Raw genomic sequence first — 23,037 nt, 5'->3', positions numbered from 1 at the left:
CATCATGGATCCTGTACTCAGCGAACTGCTTTCCCGGCTCGGTGTCGGCACTGACTTCGGCGATACGGTGCTGACTTGTCCGGAGACCCAAGGGGCCTATGAGGACACGCCCCTGCATGTGGTGGCCTATTACAACGATGTGGCCCTCCTCAGCGCATTGATGCCCTTCGTGACTACCATCGATGCGCGTGGTGATCTTGATCTGACGCCGCTGGCAAGAGCTTTGATGATGTGGTGCGTATGGTCGACGCCGCAGATGGAACCTGCTGATGGAAACTTCTGAAAAGAGGTTTTACCGATGCGCCTGATGACCTTCATCTGTCCACTTTGTGGCGCTAGCGGGCAGCGCTTTCCCCTGAGATTTGCTGGGAGGCGTCAAGCAAAGATGTCCTGCCGGAGGTGTCGCGTCGAGCTTCGTTCAGACCCGCGGTTGGGCACGTACACGCTCTATCTTCTGTACACACAGGTCGTCATCCTGGTGGCGGCATTGCCGCTGATCGGGGCCAGTGTCGCGGGTGAATGGGTACGGCTGGGAACGATCTGTCTGGTAGTGCTGGTGCTGTGCTGGTTCCCGGGCGTGATCAGGCACGCACGAAGTCCGATCGTGCGCGCCTGCCGGGATGCCGATTACAATGCGCGCAGGCCAGGTGCTTCGACTGCGCACGCTGCCGCAAATCCGGAGCAGCGTAGCGACACGCCAAGTGCCAGCCCATGATAGGGAAGTCAAGAAATGACATACCATCTTGGGCGCGAGGTGCAGTCCCTGAATCGTTTTGCAGAACGGGTTGCAGATGGTAACTAACATTTGGCCGGCCCTTTCTGGGGCTCTCATGTCCATGCCGAAGGCTGGCATCTTGCGTGCAGCGGTGCTGCTCTTGCCAATGCTAGGGGGCTGCAGCATTCACCAGTTTCAACATACGGAATGGAAGTCGGACTGGGTAGATGTTTCGTCCGGTGCAATTTTCCCTGGCAATTCAACGACTCTGCCGCTTGACCGCGTTTCCATACTTGATCCTGATAGTGAAGCAGCCATTGCGAAGTGGATGTTGGAGCATTCGCTGGTCGTGGTATCGGCATCAGAGGTTGAAGGGAAGATCGGTCCAATGCCGTTGAGTGACCTGAAGCCAGCGCCCGGGGAGAGCGTCTATCTCGTCAGGGCCGCTTCGGATGAAGGTAGGGGCAAGTTCATCGGCTACGTCAACGACTAGGGACTTCTCATCATGTACGGGGTGATGGGGGGCTGCGGCGAGCAGAAGCAACGGGTGGCTGCCGTGAGTCTTCGGGAGAAGCCCGCCAACGTATTCGGCCGATGCTCGGCGGCGCTATAGTGCGCTGAAGCGTCGAGCTCCGCCTACTGCCTGGCGGATGACGCCAGTGTGCGACCAATGGCGCGCTCGGCAACCGCAAGGGAGATCGGTGCAGCGCGACCAATGCGTTCGAGCAGATTGTTCTGGGGAGCTAATGGAAAGCAGTCAAATGAAATCGGGGTTGCTCAGGAGTTCTCTCGATGCCAAAGGCTTCTTCCTACGCGCTTTGTCTTTCGCGTCCGTCTGCGTGCTCGCCCTGAGCGGATGCGAGAATGACCGGTTAGGGGAGCTGCAGCTGAAACCCATCTACGCTGAGCTGAGTAGTGCGTACTACGGTGGGATGTGCGAGGGTGCAGCCGGTCCAGATGCCAGTATCGAGAAGGTTCGTGCGGTGCGCATTGGAACAATCGCTGGTGACTGCGCAGTGCTCTATTTGGATGGAGTAGATAGGAACGGTGAGCCCGTGATCTATGGAGTGAAAACCGGGGATCGGCCTGAATGTGCTGGATTGATACGGAAGCTCGAAGTCGGACGGGCAAGTGCGGCCGTTCTCGGCAGGGCGCGGGAAATATGCAGGTGGTGATTCCCATATCTTCTCCGTATCCTTCTAGCGTGGGGGCGCAGATACCCGCTTTGGGCCGGCAGTCGCAATCTTCTTTTCAGTGCCACCCTGGCCTTATGAAATTCGAATTTGGCGTCTAGTATGAAGATGAATTTGGACACCTTGGAAAAGGTCTCATCAATATTGTTCGACGCGCTGCGCTCCAGGGGCTTGCAAGAGATTGAAGTGGAGGACGTGTTCTACCGCGTGGTGCCATGGTCGGAACGCCACTCCATGGGCGGTGAGCGGGTGGAGCTTGAAGTTGGAAGTCTTTTCGATGACTACTCTGATATTCAAAGAGTAGCGTCGGGGCAGCAGGAGCCACTGGCCTATCATCTATCTGCTTTGGCCTGCCTCCCCTACGAGATAGGGGGGAGGATGAGTGAAGAAGTGTGATTGCAGATAGGCGTGCACGTGCCGGAGCATCCCATGCGCCGCGTGATCGCTTTGAGCTTGAAGAAGAAGCCCACCCGTGTCTTCGCAGGATGTTCTGCAGCGCGCTGACAGCTCTGTTCGTTGTCGCCGCTCCAGAGTAATCAGCGCAAAGGCTGGAATGGGGCGCGTCATTCAAATGACTTGGTTGAATGGACGGTGATTTACCATGGAGCTTGAAGCGAAAAAGGTAATTTTCTTTTCTCAACAGGATGAACGGTTCTTCTTCGAGTGGATTGGTCGAATCGGCTGCATCGGTAATGTGGTCGGCAGAGGGGATGTCATCTATCTATCCCTGGATCCAGATGCGGTTCTGGAGGAGGACGTCTGGGAACTGGCCGCATTGTTCAGGAGGTATCGGATTCCACTGGCCCAGCTGCGAACGCTGGAGGCAGGCAGGTACTCTCGAGCGCTGCGCGATGCCTTGCGCGAGTAGAGTGCCAAGCGGGAGGCAAGGTGCATGAGCTCCCGCACTCCTCCACAAAAGAACGCGATCGGGCTGCACGCCCTCGGAGAGGTACAAGATGAAAGCCAGGCAGATTCTTCGGTACGGGCTGGCCTACGCGGTGTCGTGTGGAGCACTCTGGCTGTTCCTGCACTTTGTGGGCAGGGCGCTTTACGCCTTCGACTCACATCAGGTTTTCTTCTGGCTGTATGCCGTCAGCCTTTTGTTGCTGGGAATCTGCGCACGGGTTCCCGCCGCGGGCCGCCTTACAATCAGGCGGCTTGCCAAGGGGGCTGGCTTGGGGCTGCTCGCGGGCCTTCTGGCCCAGGTCGTGGTGCTTGTACTGGAAGCCTATAGATTCAGCGGATTAAGCCCATCGCTGCTCTGGCAGGTACCGGTTTCGCTGACGGTGATGAGCGTCGTGCTGCTCACGCCGCTCTGGGGCGCAGTGCTGGTTGCCCTCACTGCCGAACACCGCCGCGACAACCACCCACGTCAGGCCTCGAAGCCATGAAGCACCTGAACGCCTTCTGCCTCGTGGTTGCACTGACATCCTGTGCAGCGCATCCGAACCGCACCACAGAGTGTCAGCCGGCCCAATTCACTTACATCGGCACCGAGAGCGTCGACGGGCTGACCTACGGGCGCTTCCAGGTCACCCACAATGCTGATCAGCCGCTTCAGCTGTGGGTGGATGAGAGACGCAGGTTGAACCCAAGGACCGCTCGCGCAGAGATGAGGCGCACAGGCGAGGATGCCTGGCGGCCTTACAACGTGATCCTTGAGGAAATCACACCGGGAGCGATCGGGCTGTCGATCGGGCAGGATGAACAGCAGACCGTTCTGTTCGATGGTGATGGCCTGTTCCTGCCCGGCGCATCCAGCGCGGGCGCGAATTACTCCATCGTGGTACAGGACGCTGCCAGTTGCGAGCATCGCTCGGCAACGTTCATTCCCTGACCTTTCTGGCGGCGCGCCGGCCAGGCAACGAAGGAAAAATGGCGCGCCCGGAGGGATTCGAACCCCCGACCAATGGCTTCGGAAGCCACTACTCTATCCGGCTGAGCTACGGGCGCGTTGTAGAACCGCCGCGCCGTCGGCCAGTGCCGGGGCGGGCATCGCAGCGCCATGAGGCGGTGCGGGACCGGCATTCTATCCAGTTTCGTCGAACAAATCTCCCCCCACCGGCAAAGCCCTGCCAGAGGGGCAGGAGTATCCTATCGCCATGGCTGATACCCCCCTCACTTCGCCGCAGTCGCCGGCGACGCCGCGTTGGCGGCATTACTGGAGTCTGATGCGCGCTGATCGCCCGATCGGCACGTTGCTGCTGCTGTGGCCCACGTGGTGGGCGTTATGGCTGGCTGCCGGCGGCCTGCCGCCGCTGTGGACGCTGTTCGTGTTCACCGCCGGCGTGTGGCTGACCCGCTCGGCCGGTTGCGTCATCAACGACTACGCTGACCGCTGGCTCGACCCGCATGTGGAGCGCACCAAGGCGCGGCCGCTGGCCACCGGCGCGATCAGCGGTCGCGCCGCGCTGGCGCTGTTCGCCGTACTGATGCTGGTGGCCTTCGGCCTGGTGCTGACCCTGAACGGGCTGACCATCGGCCTGAGCTTCATCGGCGTGTTCCTGGCCGCCAGCTATCCGTACCTGAAGCGCTACACCCATCTGCCGCAGGTCTACCTGGGCATGTCGTTCGGCTGGGGCATCCCGATGGCGTTCGCCGCCGTGCAGGGCGAGGTGCCGATGCTGGGCTGGCTGCTGTATGCCGGCAACATCCTGTGGTCGACCGCCTACGACACCTGGTATGCCATGGTCGACCGCGAGGACGACCTGAAGATGGGCTCGCACTCCACCGCGATCCTGTTCGGTGATCTCGATCTGGTCATCCAGGGCGTGCTGTACGCGCTGTTCCTGGCCACCATGGCGCTGGTTGGCGTGCGCGGCGGGCTGGGTGGCTACTACCTGGCCGGCGTGGCCGTGGCCACCGCGCTGGTGGTGTACGAATTCTGGATCTGCCGCAACCGCGAGCGCGGCCCGTGTTTCAAGGCGTTCCTGCACAACAACTGGGTCGGCGCCGCGCTGTTTGCCGGTATCGCCGTGGACCTGGCGCTGCGCTGACCCCAGGGGTTGGTAGAGCCGGCCGCTGGCCGGCTGCACCCGTGCGCGATCCCGAGTTTGCCGGCCAGCGGCCGGCACTACCGCCACCTACGACCAATAGGTGGCAGACAGCCCACACCCCACCGCCCAGAATCGGTCCATCGAACCTGGGAGGGTAGGCGATGGCCTCGACGGCAGCAGTACAGGACGGCTGGATGGCGCGCGCAGCGCTGCGCTCGGCCGCCTGGGCGGAAAAGTGGTTCCCCGATGCGTATGTGTTCGCGGTGCTGGGCGTGGTCATTGTCGCGCTGGCCGCGATGGGCTTCGGTTCGACCCCTCAGGCCACCGCCAGCGCCTTTGGTGACGGCTTCTGGAGCCTGATCCCCTTCACCATGCAGATGGCCTTTGTGGTCATCGGCGGCTACGCCGTGGCGACCGCGCCGGTGGTCGCACGCTTCATCGACTTCCTGGCCCGGGTGCCGCGCACCGGTCGCGGTGCGGTGGTGTACGTGGGCCTGGTCAGCATGCTCGCCTCGCTGCTCAGCTGGGGCTTCTCGCTGGTGTTCGGTGGCCTGCTGGTCCGCGCGCTGGCCCGTCGCACCGAACTGCGCATGGACTACCGCGCCGCCGGTGCGTCGGCCTATCTCGGCCTGGGCGCAGTGTGGGCGATGGGGCTGAGCTCGTCGGCCGCACAGTTGCAGGCCAACCCGGCCAGCATGCCGCCGGGGCTGGTGGAGATCACCGGCGTATTGCCGTTCACCGAAACCATCTTTCTGTGGCAGTCGATCGCCCTGACCGCAGTGCTGATCCTTGTCTCGCTGCTGATCGCCTGGCTGACCGCGCCTGCAGCCGGCAGTGCGCGTACCGCCGAGGAATTTCCCGGCGCTGCGCAGGCCGAGCCGGAACCGCTGCAGCGACGCACGCGCCCGGGCGAATGGCTGGAATACAGCCCGCTGCTGACCGTGCTGCTCTCGCTGCTGGCGTTCGGCTGGCTGTTCAACGAGTTCGCCAACAAGCCGGTGGTGACTGCCATCGCCAACCTCAACACCTACAACTTCCTTTTCATTTCGCTGGGCCTGCTGCTGCACTGGCGCCCGCGCAGCTTCCTCAACGCTGTGGCCAAGGCGGTGCCGAGCACCACCGGCGTGCTGATCCAGTTCCCGCTGTACGGCGGTATCGCGATGATCCTCACCCACGCCGCCGGTGGTGACGGGCAGACCCTGGCGCACCGGCTGTCGAGCCTGTTCGTGCACGTGGCCAGCACCGATAGCTTCGCGCTGGTGATGGGCATCTACTCGGCGGTGCTGGGCTTCTTCGTGCCGTCCGGTGGCGGCAAGTGGATCATCGAGGCGCCGTACGTGATGCAGGCCGCCAACGAGCTGAAGGCGCACCTGGGCTGGGCAGTGCAGGTCTACAACGCGGCCGAAGCGCTGCCGAACCTGATCAACCCGTTCTGGATGCTGCCATTGCTGGGCGTGCTGGGGCTGAAGGCACGCGACATCGTGGGCTTCACCTTCATCCAGTTGCTGGTGCACATCCCGCTGGTGCTGGGCCTGTTGTGGCTGCTGGGCATGACCCTGGCGTATGTGCCGCCGGTGATGCCGTGAGTGCAGGGCTGGCGTCCGTGCGCGAGCAGGACGCCAGCTCCGTTCAGCGCGTGTTTCCAGCAGAGCACGCCATGAATGCGCGCAGTCGCGCTGACGGCATGAGCACATGCCGAACCCATATGAATCCTTCATCGGCTTGTGCCGCAAGGGGCTTTGCCCGTTCATTCACGCGCGTACACACCAATGTAGCCGCCCACCAACGCGCGATTAACTCTTCGCTGCAGACGATGGGCCCGTCCACCGCATTCCGCGTGTGGCTTTGGAGATCGGACATGGCACAGCAGAACCAGAACCCGAACCAGAAGCAGCAGGGCCAGCAGAACCAGCAGGATCAGCAGCAGGGGCGTGGCCGCGACCAGCAGCAGCAACAGCAGCAGGAACAGCAGCAGCGCAACCAGCGCAACCAGCAACAGGGTGGGCAGGACGAGGAGGAGTGACTTCGGTAACCACTTCCTGTGATGCGCGATGCCCCGCCCCGTGCGGGGCTTCGCTTATTCCAGCACGCCAATGCGTTGCAGCACCGGCGCTGCTGACATGTCGTTCGGGTTGGTGCCTGGCTGATCCTGCGGCACCTCCATGCCCATGGCGCGGTAGAGATCGACCCAGTGCTGTGCGATCTGCCCGGTCTTCGGGTTGCGGAAGTTCATCGGCTGCAGTGCGAACACATGGTGCGCACGGAACGCACGTTCGATGAAATCCGAACAGTAGTAGCTGTCCTCATTCAACACATACGACGTGTTGTAGGGCTTGCCCAGCACCATGCGTGCGGTCGCGATCGCATCCTTGATGGCAGCCTGCTGCGATGCGCGCAGCCGATAGACCACGACCTGCCGCTGCTTGCCTCGGGCGTCCTCGCGGAACTGATCCAGCGTCTGCCGGCGCGAGCCTTTCTCATCCGCATGCAGTACCTCCCAGCCGTCTGGCGCCGCAGCGACCAGGGCCACGTGATCGAAGCTGGGTGCACCCTGCTTGCCGGTGGCATCGTCGATGGCCGCGCTCAGGCCGGCATGGCCGGCGGTGACGAACAGCAGATCGCCTTCCCGGACCTCCAGCGCGGCCGCACCACCAGGCCACAGCGTTGGCAGCAGCAGGGAGAGGGCAAGCAGGAATGCGCGCATGGGGCCAGGGTCGAAGCGTGTGCGGCGTAGTCTAACGGCTGCTGCGATGACGTTGATTTCAGAATTAGTGTGATATTAGTCACAATTCGGCATGTCGGGATATTCCTGACAGCGGATGTTGAAACTGAATTGACCGAGGCATGGCTATCCTTGCCTCCCTACCGCGCCGGAACCGCGCGCGACCGCCCGGAATCAGGAGGATCCCGTGAACCAGCTCCGCCCCGTTGCCCTGCTTGCGCTTGCCCTGGGGCTTGCGCTGTCCGGCTGCAAGCCTGCGCCCCAGGCAGCCCCCGCTGACGCCGCCGCACCGGCTCCGACCAGCACGGCCACTGCCACGACGCCGGCCACGCCGGTTGCCGCGGCCCCGGCAGAGGCTTCTGCCAGCTGCCCCCATCCGGTCTTCGACGACTTCCTCAAGCATTTCGGCAACGAGATCGCGCTGCAGGAAACGTCCACTGCCGATCCGCTGCTGGACAGCCACATCGACAGCGAAGCCGAGCCGGAGCCACGCAAGGTGGAGGAGAAGGTGCCGCTTGCCAAGGTCGAATGGCCGGTGATGCCGGACCCGGCCACGCTGCAGCGCCAGGGCCGCGAGATGCAGGTCACCCGCCTGCCCGATGGCCAGGTACAGGTGCAGATGCGCACTCCCGATACCAGTGACCAGCAGATCTACACCTTTGCCCAGAAGCCGTGCTGGCAACTGGTCAAGCGTGAGGACGAATCGATCTGACCCCTGAGCGACCGCCTGCGAGCGGTCGTGTGATTCACCCAAGGAGCCCCGCATGCGTCTGTCTCCCGTTGCCCCCGTACTGGCCCTGATGCTTGCTGCCTGCAGCGGCCCTGAGGCGGCTGCACCGGCGGCCCCTGCTTCCACTGACCCGGCAGCGACGCCGGCCGCACCTGCGGCTGCCGTTGCGGACCATTCCACCTCTCTTACGCGCGACGAGACCGGCATGCATATCGATTGCCAAGGCACCCGCCTGCACCTGGCGGCCCAGCCCACCCAAGACACGGACGCTTCCCGGCTGACCACGCTGGAAATTGAAAAGGACGGCGCACGCCAGGCCATTGCTGCGCCCAAGGAGATGGACGGCTATACCGCCGTTGGCCTGGCCTGCGTGCAGGACCGCAGCGGTACGCCGTACTTCGTCGTGCAGTACGGTGAACTGCCGTTCGGCTGCAGCTTCTGCGAGTGGTACTACCTGTACGACGCCAGTGGCCGCCAGTTGACCCACAGCACACCGCCGCTGCGCGGCGCGGAAGGCGAGGAGCAGGAGCCCAACAACGACGAGTACGAGAAGTTGATCGACTCGCTCGGCATCAAGCACCCGGAGGTGAACTACATCGAAGACTGAGCGCAGCGGCAGGACGTCGCACGCGCGCTGTGAACGCAGCACTGCAGTACCGCAGTACCAGAGGTACCAGGAGCAGTACCCCTTAAGGAAATCCCCCTTTTCATAGAATGGATAGCACACACATGGCAGACATCTACCAGGACATGGTCCAGCCCCGCGGGGCGGCCTACAGCAGTGACCGCATCAAACCGTGGAGCCACTACCGCGAGCCGATCGACCAGAGCGACGGCCGCCTGCATGGCAACTCCCGCCGGTGGGGCGATGCGACCCCGGAAGTACAGTCACGGGTGATCGACACGATCATCGAGTCGGCGCGCGAGAAGGGCCTGACCCCGCGCGAAACGGCGCACGTACTGGCCATCGCCCGCGTTGAATCGGGCTTCAACCCCGATGCCGCCGCTGGCACCACCTCGGCCTCGGGCCTGGGCCAGTTCATCGACAAGACCGGCAACCACTACCACCTCAACAACCGCAACCGCTTCGACGTCGGCGCACAGTCCGATGCACTGGTTGACCATTACATCGATAACCGCACGCTGGCGCACAAGCGCGGCCAGGGTGAGGAGTACATCTACAAATACCATCACGACGGCCCGACCCGCGATTACGGCGGCCTCACCCTGTCTGAAAAGAAGGTGATGCCGTACGTGGACAAGTACGAGCGGTTCGTGGAGCAGCGCCTGGGACTGACCCACGGCCAGTCCCAGGGCAGCCACGCGGCCCCCGCCGTAGCTGCGGCCACGCACGCGCAGGCCAAGCCGGCAGCGGCGCATGCCGAAGGCCAGACCCGCAACTTCGAGCAGACGATGCAGGTGATGCTGCCCCGCAGAACGGGGTCAAGCCGCACATTACCGGTGAGTTCGGCGAACACCGCGCGCACAAGCCGCACGGTGGCACCGACTTCAACTATGTCGGCGGCCAGCACGGCCGTAATCTGCAGCACCCGACCGTCAACGCGCCGATCTCCGGAACGGTGACGTTCGTCGGTGGCGACTACGGTACGGTGAAGATCAGGGATGCACAGGGCAACTCGCACGAGATCCTGCACCTGCAGTCGACCCAGGTGAAGGAAGGCCAGCCGATCAAGGCGGGTGAGCCGATCGGTACCATGGGCGGGCGTGGCCCGGGCGGTGCGGGTCAGTATGCCCAGCACGTGCATTACCAGTTGAAGGATCCGCACGGCAAGCTGATCAGCCCGCAGGACTTCTGGGACCACGGCAAGCTGAAGGAAACCGGCAAGGGTGGCCATTCGCATGACGCCGACCACAACGGTGTGCTGCGCCAGGGGGCCAAGGGCGAGGAAGTGACTGCGCTGCAGAAGGAACTCAACCGCCTGGGCGTGCGCGACGGCCAAGGCAATCCGCTGAGCGAGGACGGCAAGTTCGGTGCCAATACCAGGGACGCACTGATCGCCTACCAGAAGCAGCACGGGCTCTCCGCCGACGGCGTGGCGGGTCCGGCGACGCTGGGCAAGCTGGCCGAAGGCCGCAGCCATGCCGAGGCGGCGCCGAAGGGGCCGCAGCTGGGCGACAAGGCGCATCCGGATACGCCGCTGCACAATGCGATCCGTGGCCACATGCCGGGCATGATCTCCAACGAGATGAGCGCGCATGTGACCGCCCAGGCCAAGGCCGCCGGCATCGATTCGCCGGAAAAGCTGCAGGGCGTCACCGTGCAGGATGGCAAGGCCTTCGTCGTGGGCACCGTTCCCGGCTTCCGTACTGCGGTGGACATGACCCAGGCGGCACCGAGCCTGCAGGAGACCAGCGCTGCAATGCTGGCCAAGCATGAGCCTTCGCAGCAACACGTGCAGGACGAGCAGCAGCGGGTGGCCATGGGCCGTTGACCGCTGCGTGTGAAGAAGTGTGTGGTATAGGAGGCCGGCCGGGGTAATCCGGCCGGCTTTTCCGTTCATGGGGCAAGGACATACACGGATGCCGTTTCGCATGATGCACAGCACCGCCATTGCAAGGCACGGCGTCCACATGAGCCGGGTGCTGCCGTGGCGCAACGCATGGCAGTGGGTAGGGCTGGCACTGCTGCTCTGCCTGCTGCCGCTGCCAGTGCTGGCGGCGGCCCCGATTCCGGCACTGGACGACCCGGTGGTGGACACCGCCAACGCACTGTCCGCCAGCACCCGCGCCACGCTGCGCGAGCAGGCATTGCAGCTGCAGGCACGCAAAGGCGCGCAACTGCAGGTGCTGGTGGTGCCCAGTGTTGGCGATGACGGCATCGAAGCCTATGCACAGCGTGTCTTCGACCAGTGGCAGCTGGGCCGCGCCGGTGTCGATGACGGGGTGTTGCTGCTGGTGGCGGTGCAGGACAGGCGCGTACGCATCCAGACCGGCTATGGCCTGGAAGGCACCATTCCCGATGCCTATGCCGCGCGCATCATCGACAAAGCGATCGTGCCGCGCCTGCGCGAAGGAGACCTGGACCGGGGCATGCTGGACGGCAGCAAGGTGCTGGTGGCGCTGATCGATGGCGAGCCGCTGCCGCCCGAGCAGGATTCATCCGCACGCAACCTGTTGCCAGCGGATTGGCGTACAGGGGATTCGGTCGTTGCCCTGACGTTGCTGGTGGGGTTCCTGGCCGGTCTGTGGCGATCACCGCCGCGCCTGCTGGCCATCAGGACCGAGGCCGAGTCCAGCGGTAAACGCCGTGAGCGGCGGCGCAAGGCACTGGCAGCCAATGCGGCAGTGCCCAGACCGAATTGGCCGACCTTGCCTGCCTGGGGCAGGCCGTTGCTGGTAACGGCGGTGATGGCCGCTGGGTTGGTTTCGGCGACGCTGCTGCTGCCGCGGCATGTGCTGCCTGCGCTGTTCTTCGTGCTGTTACCGGCCGTACCGGTGGCGGCGCTGCTGGGGTGGTGCTGGCGTCGCAGCCGTGGTGTGCGCATCGTGCTGTCCGGCATGTTGGCCGTCAGTATCGGTTTCTTCATGGTGATGCTGGTCCGTGGTCAGTTGCCGCCCAGCCTTGCCCTGCACACGTTGCTGAACCTGGCGGTCGCCATTGCCGCCATGCTGGTGTTCTTCCTGGTGCAGGCCGGCCGCGCGCGCTGGCGGAAGAACCGCAACAGCTTCGCCGTGCGCCTGGTGGTGCTGGTGCTGTTGACCGGCGGCTATGCGCTGGGCGCGCTGCTGGCCATCGACCGGGCCGGCGACGAGAACGCACGCGTTTTGGCGACGATCGTGTCCTGCGCAAGCACGCTGTTCCTGTACTTCATCTGGGTGTTCACCCTGCTGCCCGGCGAAAAAGCACGCAGCGGACAAAGGTCGTCCCAAGGCTACCGTTCCTCGTCCAGCACCTCGTCGTCGAGTTCGTCCTCGAGCAGTTCCGGCGGCTGGTCCGGTGGCGGTGGTCGCAGCGGCGGTGGCGGCGCTTCGGGCAGCTGGTAGCTCAGGCCGCCCACACCCGCCAGCCCAGCGTCGCATCGCGCAGCTCGCCGCTGCCGCTCACATCACCCATCTGCAGCTGCACGCCCTGCGCATTGGGCAGGTCTTTCTGCTCGGGGAACCAACGACGGTCGGCGGCGACGATGATCAGCAGGCCCTCGTCGTCGCCCACCGGTGCGAACTGCGGCGAAGGCGGGCTGATCGGCTGCAGGCCGAAGCGCTGGCTGGACTGTTCGCGCACCGCATCGACATCGTGGCTGGGCAGGCCAACCTCGCTCAGGCAGGTCAGCTCGCTGCCATGGAAAGCGCCTGCGCGCGTGCTGACTGGCAGACGGCGCCGGCCGATCAACTCGAGGATCAGGCCGTCGGGACCGGTGAAGTACACCGACTGCGACTGCCAGCTGCTCTCCAGCGCAAAGTAATCCAGGCCCTCAGGATTACGTTGCAGCGGGGTACGTTCGCGCAACCAGGCCATCGCCTCGCTGAAGCGGTTGTCCGGTACGTTGAAGGCCAGGTGCACGCCACCGATGGGGTGATCACCCGCCGCCTGCAGTTCGATCGTGCTCCAGCCGATGTGCACATGGTTGCCGACCACGCGCTGCTGCAGCACATCGTGGAAATACGCGGCGACGGTGGCGACGTCGGACACCGGCAGGGTGAGGTGAAGCAGGCGCATGACCGATTCTCCATGGACGCGCTCACTGTAACGCTGGGGCCTGCCCGGCGGCCACTAGCGCAGTGAATGGTTGAAGAATCGTATTGCTGCGTCCACTGCCTGCGCGTGGGTCTGCGCCTTCGGCACCGACGTCCTGCACAGGTCCTGCAGCCGCCGCTGTCCGGTCGGGGTGCATGCGGCGAGGAAATCGTAATGGCCGACACCGGGCAGCGCCTGCAGTGCAGCGCCCGCAATCACCGCACGCGCAGCCTCGCCATTGCTCTGCGGTGGCGCAACCGTGTCAGCCTCGCCCAGTACGATCGACACGGGCTGTTCCAGCGAGGAGAGCTGCTCGGGCGCAAAGGCCTGCACGATTGCCGGTGCCAGCAGGAACACCGCGCGCACGCCGGGAATGGCGCGCGCGTCGTTGGCGTGGGACATCCACGGCGACAGCTCGGGCGACGCCGCAGCGGCAACACGCGCCTCCATCGTGTGCGTGGCCGCTTCCTGCTGGGGCCGGCAGACGCCGTCATCCGGATGCGCCGTGCAGAAGGCCAGCAGTCGCTGCAGGTCCGGTCGCGCACCGGCCGCCACCAGTGCGGTGTAGCCGCCGGCCGAGAATCCGGCGACCCCCAGGCGCTCAGGATCGACATGCGGGCCCAGCACCGGATCGGCCTGGACAGCCGCCAGTGCGGCACGCAGGTCATCGGCGCGCAGCCAGGTCAGTACGCTGCCGGGCAGGGTCATGCTGTCAACCCCGTTGTTGCCCGGATGATCGACTGCGATCACCAGATAGCCTGCCCGCGCCAACGCGGTGCCCAGCCAGCCCATCATGCGCGCGCTGCCGCCGTTGCCATGCGAGAGCAGCAAGGTCGGCAGGCGATCACCGGCGACCGGCGCATCCTTGGACGACCGGCCGACGTCGAACAGCGGCGCGTCGGGTGGACCGATGGTCAGCGCGGTTTCCCGGCTGCCTGCAGGTGCCGGATACCAGACCGTGTAGCGCAGCGCGTCACGGTGCTCTGCGTCGCGCACGGCGGCGCTGGCCAGCGTCGTCGTGCCGTGGCGCTCGCCGGCGACGCCGCTTTCGCGGGCGGCGCCGACGCTCGCGAACGCCAGCAGCATTCCTCCCAGCACAGCAGCGGTCATGCGCATCTTCAACTCCTTGTCAGTGGTGACGGTCGTCGACGGGCAGCCAGATCTCCACGCCGCCGTTGCCGCTGTGCTCGTCGAACCGGGCGTCGTAGCGCTCCAGGTCCGGCGCATCGGCAAGGCTCAGGTTGGACGCAGGGAGATAATGATCCAGCAACCAGAACCAGGTCGAGCGGATGGCCGAGATGTGTCCGCCGTGCCAAGCCACCAGGTAGCGGCGCGCCGGAATGTCCACGCGTCGCCAGTGCGCAGGCACGCTCGGCACCGTGCTTGCCGGTAGTGCCGCAATGTAGTCGAAGCCACCATCGTCATCACTGTTGCAGCACACGCCGAAGCTGATCGGCGCCGGCATCGGCCATTCGCGGTTGAGCTGCGCCCACTGGCCAGGAATCGCGCCACCACTGTCGCGGGTATGCCGCATGCTGATGCCGGCCACCTGGAACGCGGGCGTCTCAAGCAGGCGGGGCGCTTCAATGCAGGCGGACGGGGCCTCGTCCACGCGGATCGCCTGCACCAGCGCCAGCCCATCGGTGCCCTGTTCGCGTACGCGCTCCGGCGTCTGTCCGAACTGTTCGCTGAAGGCACGCGTGAAGGCTGCATGGGTGGTATAGCCGGCACCCAGCGCCACCTGCAGGATGTCGTTGGCGCCGTTGGCCAACTGCTGCGCGGCAGCGGTCAGGCGGCGCCCGCGCAGGTAGCGCACCACCGGGGTGCCGGTGCGGGCCTGGAACAGACGTGACAGATGAAACGGCGACAGGCCGGCCGCAGCGGCAATGTCGGCCAGCGCCAAGGGCTGGTCCGCATGGGTTTCGATGTACCACAACGCCTTGCCTGCCGCGCTCATCCTGCCGTTCCCCGGATCCAATGCCGGCACAGTAGCGGATCGGCAGGCGCGGCGTTTAGCAGTTCTTGCGCCTGTGCGGATTCAAGCTGTCGTACTGACGTCATGCCTCCTTCACACATCGCGCCGAGACTGCGCGCCTTGTCCAGGCCTGTTGTGTGCGCACAGGTGCTGGCCCTGTCGCGTCCTCCCGGAGCCCTGCCGTGCATCGTTCGAAGCTTTCGCGTTCCATCCTCCTTGCCCTTTCCATGGCCAGCGCAGGAGGCGCGATCGCAGCGGAAGCCGATGCGGTCGATGCCGCCGGCGGCAGCCGCGCCGCGCCCACCCAGCTCGACGCGATGCTGGTCACCGGTACCCGCGCGTCCAACCGCACCCAGTTCGAAACGCTGGCGCCGGTGGACGTGTTCAGCAAGGAAGACATCACGTCCGTCGAATCCACCGACCTGAAGGACGTGCTGGCCCAGCTGGTGCCGTCGTTCGTGGTGCAGCGCCTGCCGATGGCGGACGGCCAGGTGTTCGTGCGTCCGGCCACGCTGCGTGGCCTGTCGCCGGACCAGACCCTGGTGCTGGTCAACGGTCGCCGCTTCCATCGCAGCGCGCTGCTCGGCAACCGCGGTGCGCAGGCGGCTGATCTGGCACAGATTCCCACCAGCGCGATCAAGCGCATCGAGGTGCTGCGTGATGGCGCGTCGGCGCAGTACGGCTCGGATGCCATCGCCGGTGTCATCAACATCATCCTCGAAGAGGGGCCCGGCACCGAGATCACCGCCGGCTATTCGCAGTACGCGCAGGGCGACGGTGCCTCGCGCGATTTCAGTGCGCGCACCGGCTGGTCGCTGGGCGACTATGGCAGCCTGGTGCTGTTCGCCGAATCGTCCAACTCAGACGCCACCTCGCGCACGCGCCAGCGCCCGGATGCGATCGCCTTCCAGGCTGCACATCCGGAGCTGGACGTGCCCAATCCGGTGCAGCGCTGGGGCCAGCCGGAACTGGAAAGCCGCCGCGTCGGCTTCAACGTGAAGGCCCATGCCAGCGAGACGCTGGAGTTCTATGCCTTCGGCCTGTACAGCCACAGCGATGGCGTCAGTGATTTCAACTGGCGCAATCCGGACACTACCACCGGTGCGTACCGCACCACCGCCATCTTCCCGGGCTGGAACCTGCGCTCGATCTATCCGGTGGGCTTCAGCCCGCAGTACGGCAACACGCAGAACGACCTGCAGCTGGTCGGTGGCCTGCGCGGCGAGATCACGCCCAAGCTGCGCTGGGATGTCAGCGCCTCGTATGGCCGCAACGCCATCGACTACAGCTTGAAGAACTCGATCAATGCCTCGCTCGGCCCGGCCAGCCCGACCGCGTTCGATCTTGGCCGCCTGACCCAGACCGAGAAGAACGCCAACGCAGACTTCAACTACGAGTGGGACGTGGCCGCGCTGTCCCAGCCGGTCAACGTCGCCTTCGGTGGCGAGTTCCGCCAGGAGACCTACCAGGTGCGTGCCGGCGACCCGGCCTCGTACGCGGTGGGTCCGGGCGCTGCGGCGGGCCTGGAGGCCAATTCCAATGGCGCGCCCGGCTTCTCGGCCAGCCAGGCCGGGCAGTGGAGCCAGCGCAGCAGGGCCGCCTACGTGGACATGGAAGTGCCGCTGGGCGAGCGCTGGAGCATCGGTGCGGCCAGCCGCTACGAGGACTTCTCCAGCTTCGGCAGCACGCTGGACGGCAAGCTCTCGGCGCGCTTCGCGATCACCCCGGACGTGGCCCTGCGCGGCACCGTGTCCAGCGGCTTCCGTGCACCGACGCCGGCGCAGCTCAACACCACCAGCACCACCCAGGGGTTGGATACGCGCACGCTGCAGATCTTCACCAGTGGCCGCCTGTGGCCGAACGATCCGCTGGCGCAGCTGCTCGGCGCCAGGCCGCTGAAGCCGGAAGAATCGCGGACCGCGTCGCTGGGCCTGACCTGGCGCACCGACCTGGGCCTGTCCGGCTCGGTGGATGTCTACCAGATCAAGCTCAGCGACCGCTTCAGCCAGTCGGCCAGTTTCGCCATTCCGGCCGGTACGCCCAATCCGCTGGGCTATACCTCGGTGAACTATTTCACCAACGACTTCGATACCACCACCACCGGGGTGGACGTGGTCGGCAACTACCTGCGCGACCTCGGCGCCGGCCGCATGACGCTGACCCTGGCCTACAACTACAACCGCACCCGCGTGGACAATGGCAGCACCTCGGTGGCCACCAACGAGACCCAGCGCGTGCTGTTCGAGGATCGCCTGCCCGAGCACAAGGGCAGCCTGACCGGCAGCTGGGACATCGGCGCCTGGTCGCTGATGGCACGCATGCGCTACTACGGCGCCTGGACCGATTCCAGCGGCAATGCAGTGGGCGATATCTACCAGCGCTTCGGCGCGATGAGCTTCCTCGACCTGGCCGTCGGCTATCGCATCAACGAACATCACAGCCTGCGCGTCGGTGCCGACAACGTATTCGACCGCTATCCGGACGAAGCCACCTTCCAGGCCAGTCGCGGCCTGGTCTACTCGCGCAACGCGCCATACGACACCGACGGTGCCAACCTGTACGCACAGTACCGGCTGAGCTTCTGATGGACCCGGCCCGCCGCTCCCTGTTGCGTGCCGGCGCCTTGCTGCCGGCCGCAGCCGCACTTTCTTCACTGCCGGCCATGGCTGCCACGCGTTACGCTGCGTCCATGCAGATTCCCGCAACGACCGTGGCGCCGGACGTGCTGGCCCGCGATGAAAACTACTGGGCCGCCGTGGCCAGCCACTTCGATGTCACCGACGAAGTGAACCATCTGGAGAACGGCTACTGGGGCGCGATGGGCCGCGAGACGCTGGCCAGCTACCAGCGCCACACCGCTGAAGTGAACCGAGGCAATGCCTGGTATGGCCGTCATGCGTTCCCGGCGCAGTACATGGCGGTGCAGCGGCAGGTGGCCGAACTGCTGGGCGTGGGCGCCGACGAGATCGCACTCACCCGCGGTGCCACCGAGGCGATGCTGGCGCTGATCGGCGGCTACAACCGCCTGCAGCCTGGCGACCAGGTGCTGTACGCCGATATCGACTACGACAGCATGATCGGCGCAATGCGCTGGCTGCAGCAGCGCCGCGGCGTGCAGGTCGAGCGCATCGCGCTGCCGGCCGTGCCCGACCATGCGCAGATCCTGCAGGCCTACGAGGCCGCGTTCGCGCGGCTGCCACGCCTGAAACTGGTGCTGCTGACCCAGGTCAGCCATCGCCATGGGCTGGTGCTGCCGGTGGCCGAAATCGCTGAACGTGCGCGCGCACGCGGCATCGACGTGATCGTTGATGCAGCACACGGGTTTGGCCAGATCGACTACGCGGTGCCGCAGCTGAAGTCTGATTTCGTCGGCATCAACCTGCATAAGTGGATCGGTGCGCCGGTCGGCGTCGGCGCGATGTATGTGCGCAAGGGCCGCGTTGCGGACCTGGACCCGTACATGGGCGAGACCGACGATGGCCGCGTGGGCAGCCGTGTGCACACCGGTACGGTCAACTTCGCCGCTTACCTGGCGCTGCCGGAAGCGATCGCGCTGCACCAGCGCATCGGCGCAGCCAACAAGCAGGCGCGCCTGCGCTACCTGCGCGAGCGCTGGACCGTGCCTGCGCGGCAGATGGCGCATATCGAAGTGCTGTCGTCGCCTGATCCGGCGCTGGCCAGCGCATTGGCCAGCTTCCGCCTGCGCGGGCGCACCTCGGTAGAACAGAATCAGGCACTGCAGAAGCGCTTGCTGGATGAGCATCGGATCTTCACCACCCATCGCGATGGCCTGGAGTCGGGTGCCTGCGTGCGGGTGACACCGTCGGTGTTCACCCGACCGGCGCAGATGGATGTGCTGGTACAGGCGCTGGTGGCATTGGGGTAGTGCCGGCCGCTGGCCGGCAACCTCATGATCCGTGCACGCCGTTGCCGGCCAGCGGCCGGCACTACCAGGGCTACCGCTCGATCGCCGGCAGCGCGTCCGACAACAACAACCGGTCAATCCGCCGCAACGCGCTCTCCAGCTGCCGTCGGTCCGCCGCCAGCCCCAACGACAGCCGCACGCCGTGCTGATGCTGCACCCCGGGCGGACAGAACGCCGATGAAGGAGCGATGGCCAGCCCCTGCAGCTGCGCGGTACGCACCAGCGTGGCGTCGGTCCATGGCGCTGGTACCCTGCACCAGGCGTGCAGGCCTTCGGCGCGCAGCAGCAGCGACGGCGCCAGCAGGCAGCGGGCCATGCGCACGCGCTCGCGCGCCTCGGCACGCACCTGCGCCAGCAGCGATTGTGCCGAACCATCCAGCAACAGTTGGCTGGCCAGCGCCGACACCAATGGATGGCCCATCAGCCGCGTCGCCCGCAGCGCGGCGGTCATCGCCTCGGCATGCGCGGCACTCGGGCAGCGCACGAAGGCGGTGCGCAGGCCCGGGCTGATCACCTTCGACAGCGTCGCCACATGGAACACATGGCGCGGTGCCAGCATCGCCAGGGGTACCGGCGCCTCTTCGGCAAGGTGCCAGTACGGATCATCCTCGATCGCCAGTAGGCCTTCACTCTCCAGCACACGCGCCAGCGCTTCGAGCCGCTGCAACGGCAACGTCAGCGCGGTCGGGTTCTGGCAGGTGGGGTTGAGATAGAGCAGCCGCGCGCCACTCCCGCGTGCCTGCCGCAGCAGCGCTTCAGGGCACATGCCGTGTTCGTCGCAGTCCACCGGCAACAGCCGCCGGCCAAGCGCCGCTGCGGCCTGCAGCAGGCCCGGATAGACCAGCGCATCGCACAGGATCGCGTCGCCATCGCGGCCCTGGCTGAGCAGGATCGCGGCCAGCGCCACCTGGGCGCCTTCGGTCAGTAGCAGGCAGGCATCGTCCACCGTGCCCAGCATCGGTTGCAGCCAGCGCGCTGCCGCATGGCGGTCGGTCGGGTTACCGCCGCCCAGGTGGTAGGTCATCAGGTTCGGTGCATTGCTGCGCGCAAGCACGGCGGCGGCGCCGCGGCGCAGGGTCTCGGCCAGCGCGTCGGCATCGGGTACCGGTGGCACGTTCATGCTCAGGTCCACCACCTGGTCGAAGCCAGCCTTGGGTGGTGCGATGAAACTGCCTTGTGGCCCACGCGCTTCGATCAGGCCGCGCTTGCGCGCTTCATCGAATGCCCGCGTTACCGTGGTCAGGTCGACGCCGAGCTGCTGCGCCAACGCGCGCTGCGAGGGAAGGCGCTGCCCCGGTGCAAGACCACCGCGACGCACCGTGCGCTCCAGCGAATTGACGATGCGCAGATAGATCGGCCCGTTGTGCGCGAGCACGTCCTGCACCCATTCGCGCGCTGCGACATCCGGTCGCGGCATGTACGGAGCATGTCGGGGCGTATCGTTGCTTCCAACGGCGGGAGCCTGTCCATAACCATCGGTCGGTTCGGACAGGTGACCGCCGTTGTTGTTTGCGGCGGCCACGCCACCCAGAGCCAGTGATGTCATTGCGCGTCCTCAGCGCTTGGCCTGCCACGGGCAGTAACAGCCCACGGCAAGCAGTCCTTTCGGGCGCACGGATTCGCCGCGCACCAGTCTGTCCAGCAGCGGTTCGACGAAACTGTTGGCCGAGTTGCAGACCATGCCGATGCTGTACGGCCCGGCGTAGGCCAGATGGCCCTGCCGGTCCCAGATCGCCACGGCAGGGCTGGCCGGAATGTGCTCGATGCCATCGATGGTCGGCAGGTTGATCACCTTGTTGCGCAGCGGCTCGGGCAGTTCGCCCTGCGTGCCAGGGCGACGGATCGCGTAGAAGTCGATGCCGGCGCGGCGGTACATGCTGATCAGGTAGCTCAGGTGCGCACCAGTCTCGCGGTTGCACACGCCGCAGGCCGGGTCCCAGAAATGCACCACGCGGATGCGGCCGGTATTACCGGCCAGATCGGCCGGCAGGCGCAGCTGCGAGTCGTCGAAGACGATGGCCTGTTCGGTGAACGTGGACTGCGCGCTGTAGCCGAAGTACTGCCACAGCGCCGCCGCCACGCCGGCCATGAACAGGCAGGCGAGGGCGATCATCGTCGGCAGCAACCAGCGGCGACGCGGCGCGGCTGCGCCCATCAGGACGCGTCCCCGCCGAACTTGTGTACGTACTGCTTGCGCATCTCGCGGCAGGAATCGGCCTGCGCCCGGCGCTGGATCTCGCTACGCGACGGATCCTCGCTGCGCTGCACGCATTGCTCGATGGCGTGGCGTTCGGCGGCCTGCACATCCACGGTCTGCGGCTGCAGGCAGACCCAGGCCAGCACAGCCAGCATAAACACCACAAAGCCACCGCAGCCGGCCATCACCAGGTGGAACTTCAGTTTCTCCGCGCGCATCGAGGCACGTCCCTTCATCCATACATTGCATACAAAATATCATTTTGTATGGATTTGGGGCCATGCGTCCGGTTCAGACGATGGCGTTGTGCCGGGCCTCGGGGGCTTCCGACAGGATTTCATTCAGCTTGGCCAGGGCCCCGGCCAGCGCGCCCTGGTCGACCGCGCCGCCCAGTGACAGGCGGATCGCGTTGCCCGGAGGCGGTTCTTCCACGCTGAAGGCGTCGGAACTGGCGATGCCCAGCCCCTGTTCCTGCGCGGCCTGGATCAGCCGGTACTGGTCCAGCCGTGGCGGCAGCGGCAGCCACACATGCAGGCCGGCCGGATGGGCCTGGGCACGGGACGGCAAGTACTGCGCAGCAATCGCCTGGCGCTCGCGCAGCTCCTGCTGGAAGCGCTGCACCATGTCCTGGGCCTTGCCGCTGCGGATCCACTGCGAGGCCACCGCCACCATCGACTGGGTCGGCATCAGCGCGATCGCACGCAGGGCGTCCAGCACCGGTTCCATCGGTTCGCCGGCCGGCACCACCAGGTAGGCGGTGCGCAGGCCCGGTGCCAGGCACTTGGACAGGGTGGAGATGTAATACACCGGGCAGCCGGCGTCGCGGTGGGCGGCCAGCGGCGGTGCGGCGTCCCCGGCCAGCAACCAGTAGGGATCGTCTTCGATCACGGTCAGATCGTGGCGCTTGGCGACCGCCAACAGGGCCTGCCGGCGTTGTGCCGACATCGTTGCCGTGGTCGGGTTCTGGATGGTCGGTACCAGGTACAGCAGGCGCGGGCGGCGCAGCTGGCAGGCTTCTTCCAGCGCATCGGGCAGCATGCCTTCGGCGTCCATCGCCACCGGCACCACACCCCGCTGCAGCACGCGCGCGGCGGCCAGCAGGCCCGGGTAGGTCAGCTGCTCGGCGGCAATCAGCTCGCCCGGCTGGGTGCAAGCCAGGATCAGTGCACACAGCGCGGTCTGCGCACCGGGACAGATCACCACCTGGTCGGCGCCCACCGTGCCCAGCATCGGCGCCAGCCACTGCACCGCGGCGGCGCGGTCCTCGCGGGTACCGGCGCCGACGTGGTAGCTCATCAGTTCGCCCTGGCCCAGCTGCTGGCCCACGTGCTGGAAACCGGCCTCCATGCCCTGCGCGAACGGCGCACTGCCCAGCAGCGGCGGGATGTTCATGCTCAGGTCCACCGAGGTGCTGCGGTTGCCGGCCGACAGCGCGATGAAGGTGCCGCCGGCGCCCTGCGCGTCGAGCAGGCCGGCCTGGCGCAGCTCGGCGAAGGCGCGGGTGACCGTGGTCAGGTCCACGCCCACCTGCTGGGCCAGGTCGCGCTGCGGCGGCAGGCGGTCGCCCGGGCGCAGCACGCCGTCATCCACCGCCTCGCGCACCTGCTGGGCAATCTGCAGGTACAGCGGGCCGGCGCCCTCGCGGAAGGGGCGAACCCAGGTGCGATTGGGGTGTTTCAGGCGGCGGCCGGCTGCAGGTGGCGTCATCGGTCAGTTCTTTCCATACGTGCAGATGCACAAGTCCATACAATGATGTATCTTGTATGGGCTTGATTGGAGTGGTTCGCCTGCTTGTAGGCGACCTCGTACCCACAGTGTAGCCGCTCCACGCCCGGGCGCTGCGCGCAGGCGAGCCGGTCAAGCGCGCTTCTTCAACAGGGTTGACCTC

Annotated in this window: 23 protein-coding genes, 1 tRNA gene and 1 pseudogene; 16 read left to right on the top strand and 9 right to left on the bottom strand. The window is 65.9% G+C overall.

Going from position 1 to position 23,037, the window contains the following annotated elements; translation table 11 throughout:
* Positions 1–4: 4 nt before the first annotated feature.
* From DL544_RS19975 to DL544_RS19945, 6 genes are all read left to right on the top strand, one after another.
* Entirely contained in the window at positions 5–283 is a 279-nt protein-coding gene (locus DL544_RS19975; RefSeq protein WP_139727919.1) for a hypothetical protein, read from the top strand.
* A 547-nt stretch (positions 284–830) separates the two neighbouring features.
* Complete coding sequence (locus DL544_RS19965; protein WP_139727915.1) at positions 831–1,208, top strand: hypothetical protein; 378 nt, start codon at positions 831–833, stop codon at positions 1,206–1,208.
* An 802-nt stretch (positions 1,209–2,010) separates the two neighbouring features.
* Positions 2,011–2,304, top strand: a complete 294-nt coding sequence (locus tag DL544_RS19960) for a hypothetical protein (RefSeq protein ID WP_005420077.1) — start codon at positions 2,011–2,013, stop codon at positions 2,302–2,304.
* 205 nt (positions 2,305–2,509) lie between these two features.
* The gene (locus tag DL544_RS19955; RefSeq protein WP_139727913.1) at positions 2,510–2,776 is read left to right on the top strand and encodes a hypothetical protein; all 267 of its coding nucleotides are present in this window, start codon (positions 2,510–2,512) and stop codon (positions 2,774–2,776) included.
* A gap of 88 nt (positions 2,777–2,864) precedes the next feature.
* Entirely contained in the window at positions 2,865–3,299 is a 435-nt protein-coding gene (locus DL544_RS19950) for a hypothetical protein (protein WP_139727911.1), read from the top strand.
* Positions 3,296–3,745: a Rossmann-fold NAD(P)-binding domain-containing protein gene (locus DL544_RS19945; protein ID WP_139727909.1), complete on the top strand. Its 450-nt coding sequence runs from the start codon at positions 3,296–3,298 to the stop codon at positions 3,743–3,745. Before DL544_RS19950 ends, DL544_RS19945 begins: the two co-directional genes overlap by 4 nt.
* A 39-nt stretch (positions 3,746–3,784) precedes the next feature.
* Here the strand turns inward: DL544_RS19945 and DL544_RS19940 are convergent.
* Positions 3,785–3,861 (bottom strand) — tRNA-Arg (locus DL544_RS19940).
* A gap of 149 nt (positions 3,862–4,010) precedes the next feature.
* Here DL544_RS19940 and ubiA point away from each other — a divergent pair.
* The 3 genes from ubiA (at position 4,011) to DL544_RS21370 (ending at position 6,927) form a co-directional block, all read left to right on the top strand.
* A complete protein-coding gene (gene ubiA / locus DL544_RS19935; protein ID WP_005411493.1) occupies positions 4,011–4,904 on the top strand; it encodes a 4-hydroxybenzoate octaprenyltransferase in 894 nt (297 codons plus the stop codon).
* A 161-nt stretch (positions 4,905–5,065) separates the two neighbouring features.
* A complete protein-coding gene (locus DL544_RS19930; RefSeq protein ID WP_170944951.1) occupies positions 5,066–6,490 on the top strand; it encodes a short-chain fatty acid transporter in 1,425 nt (474 codons plus the stop codon).
* Between the two features lie 272 nt (positions 6,491–6,762).
* Complete coding sequence (locus DL544_RS21370) at positions 6,763–6,927, top strand: hypothetical protein (protein ID WP_005414774.1); 165 nt, start codon at positions 6,763–6,765, stop codon at positions 6,925–6,927.
* Positions 6,928–6,981: 54 nt separating this feature from the next.
* Here the strand turns inward: DL544_RS21370 and DL544_RS19925 are convergent, their stop codons facing one another.
* Entirely contained in the window at positions 6,982–7,608 is a 627-nt protein-coding gene (locus tag DL544_RS19925; RefSeq protein WP_139727906.1) for a YiiX/YebB-like N1pC/P60 family cysteine hydrolase, read from the bottom strand.
* 205 nt (positions 7,609–7,813) lie between these two features.
* Here DL544_RS19925 and DL544_RS19920 point away from each other — a divergent pair, with 205 nt between their 5' ends.
* The 5 genes and pseudogenes from DL544_RS19920 (at position 7,814) to DL544_RS19905 (ending at position 12,361) form a co-directional block, all read left to right on the top strand.
* Positions 7,814–8,338, top strand: a complete 525-nt coding sequence (locus DL544_RS19920) for a hypothetical protein (protein ID WP_139727904.1) — start codon at positions 7,814–7,816, stop codon at positions 8,336–8,338.
* 52 nt (positions 8,339–8,390) lie between these two features.
* On the top strand, positions 8,391–8,963 hold the full coding sequence (locus DL544_RS19915; RefSeq protein WP_227836791.1) for a hypothetical protein: 573 nt from the start codon (positions 8,391–8,393) through the stop codon (positions 8,961–8,963).
* Between the two features lie 107 nt (positions 8,964–9,070).
* A pseudogene (locus DL544_RS22150) lies at positions 9,071–9,421 on the top strand (transglycosylase SLT domain-containing protein); the annotation flags it as partial.
* A gap of 389 nt (positions 9,422–9,810) precedes the next feature.
* Positions 9,811–10,809, top strand: coding sequence for a peptidoglycan-binding protein (locus DL544_RS21365; protein ID WP_176556947.1), 999 nt, complete (start codon positions 9,811–9,813; stop codon positions 10,807–10,809).
* A gap of 139 nt (positions 10,810–10,948) precedes the next feature.
* Positions 10,949–12,361 (top strand): TPM domain-containing protein, encoded by a 1,413-nt coding sequence (locus tag DL544_RS19905; RefSeq protein WP_139728167.1) that lies wholly within the window; start codon positions 10,949–10,951, stop codon positions 12,359–12,361.
* Between the two features lies 1 nt (position 12,362).
* Here DL544_RS19905 and DL544_RS19900 read toward each other — a convergent pair whose 3' ends face one another.
* Genes DL544_RS19900 through DL544_RS19890 form a run of 3 tightly spaced genes read right to left on the bottom strand, consistent with a single transcriptional unit; the run spans position 12,363 to position 15,009 of the window.
* On the bottom strand, positions 12,363–13,034 hold the full coding sequence (locus DL544_RS19900) for a VOC family protein (RefSeq protein WP_139727902.1): 672 nt from the start codon (positions 13,032–13,034) through the stop codon (positions 12,363–12,365).
* A 54-nt stretch (positions 13,035–13,088) separates the two neighbouring features.
* The gene (locus DL544_RS19895; protein ID WP_065186579.1) at positions 13,089–14,168 is read right to left on the bottom strand and encodes an alpha/beta hydrolase family protein; all 1,080 of its coding nucleotides are present in this window, start codon (positions 14,166–14,168) and stop codon (positions 13,089–13,091) included.
* A gap of 13 nt (positions 14,169–14,181) precedes the next feature.
* A complete protein-coding gene (locus DL544_RS19890; protein WP_139727899.1) occupies positions 14,182–15,009 on the bottom strand; it encodes an AraC family transcriptional regulator in 828 nt (275 codons plus the stop codon).
* Between the two features lie 200 nt (positions 15,010–15,209).
* Between DL544_RS19890 and DL544_RS19885 the strand changes: the two genes are divergently transcribed.
* Positions 15,210–17,612: a TonB-dependent receptor plug domain-containing protein gene (locus DL544_RS19885; RefSeq protein ID WP_139727897.1), complete on the top strand. Its 2,403-nt coding sequence runs from the start codon at positions 15,210–15,212 to the stop codon at positions 17,610–17,612.
* Positions 17,612–18,913, top strand: coding sequence for an aminotransferase class V-fold PLP-dependent enzyme (locus tag DL544_RS19880; RefSeq protein WP_139727895.1), 1,302 nt, complete (start codon positions 17,612–17,614; stop codon positions 18,911–18,913). The genes DL544_RS19885 and DL544_RS19880 overlap by 1 nt, the downstream gene beginning before the upstream one ends.
* A 70-nt stretch (positions 18,914–18,983) precedes the next feature.
* Here the strand turns inward: DL544_RS19880 and DL544_RS19875 are convergent, their stop codons facing one another.
* Genes DL544_RS19875 through DL544_RS19860 form a run of 4 tightly spaced genes read right to left on the bottom strand, consistent with a single transcriptional unit; the run spans position 18,984 to position 22,856 of the window.
* On the bottom strand, positions 18,984–20,498 hold the full coding sequence (locus tag DL544_RS19875) for an aminotransferase-like domain-containing protein (protein ID WP_139727893.1): 1,515 nt from the start codon (positions 20,496–20,498) through the stop codon (positions 18,984–18,986).
* A 9-nt stretch (positions 20,499–20,507) separates the two neighbouring features.
* Positions 20,508–21,107 (bottom strand): DUF6436 domain-containing protein, encoded by a 600-nt coding sequence (locus DL544_RS19870; protein WP_053497371.1) that lies wholly within the window; start codon positions 21,105–21,107, stop codon positions 20,508–20,510.
* Positions 21,107–21,385: a hypothetical protein gene (locus DL544_RS19865; protein WP_235646037.1), complete on the bottom strand. Its 279-nt coding sequence runs from the start codon at positions 21,383–21,385 to the stop codon at positions 21,107–21,109. The genes DL544_RS19870 and DL544_RS19865 overlap by 1 nt, the downstream gene beginning before the upstream one ends.
* A gap of 55 nt (positions 21,386–21,440) precedes the next feature.
* The gene (locus DL544_RS19860) at positions 21,441–22,856 is read right to left on the bottom strand and encodes an aminotransferase-like domain-containing protein (RefSeq protein WP_065179383.1); all 1,416 of its coding nucleotides are present in this window, start codon (positions 22,854–22,856) and stop codon (positions 21,441–21,443) included.
* Positions 22,857–23,037 lie beyond the last annotated feature (181 nt).

Source organism: Stenotrophomonas sp. pho (assembly GCF_006228405.1).
GTDB lineage: Bacteria > Pseudomonadota > Gammaproteobacteria > Xanthomonadales > Xanthomonadaceae > Stenotrophomonas > Stenotrophomonas sepilia.
The sequence above is the reverse complement of the archived record's forward strand: the minus strand, read 5'-3'. Positions and strand labels throughout refer to the sequence as shown.